The organism is Clostridium pacaense (genome assembly GCF_020709765.2).
Taxonomy (GTDB): Bacteria; Bacillota; Clostridia; order Lachnospirales; family Lachnospiraceae; genus Enterocloster; species Enterocloster hominis.
This window is the reverse complement of record NZ_JAJFEB020000232.1, coordinates 1-235: the sequence shown is the minus strand read 5'-3', so window position 1 is coordinate 235 and position 235 is coordinate 1. Positions and strand designations below refer to the sequence as shown.

Below are 235 nucleotides of genomic sequence, written 5' to 3'. Positions count from 1 at the left end.
CTCAATTTCTGTTTTACAGGCTTCCAGGGAAGATTCCGACCCCTTCTCCGTGTACTAGTCAAGAAGCAGCTGGGCCGCCATGTCCGGGTCGGCCTGCAGTGCGTCGGTGGCATCAAAAAATGCTTTCACATAATTCACAAGCACATCCCTCTGGTCCGTAAATGCCTTATTGCTGACAATGATGGAATCAAACTGGTGCACTCCCAGGTTGGTCAGGCTGTAGTTAATGACCATC

The 235-nt window shown here is 50.2% G+C and carries 1 pseudogene; it reads right to left on the bottom strand.

The annotated features are described in order from the left end of the window. Nucleotides 1–54: 54 nt before the first annotated feature. Nucleotides 55–235: pseudogene (locus LK536_RS59135) on the bottom strand (ABC transporter substrate-binding protein); the annotation flags it as partial.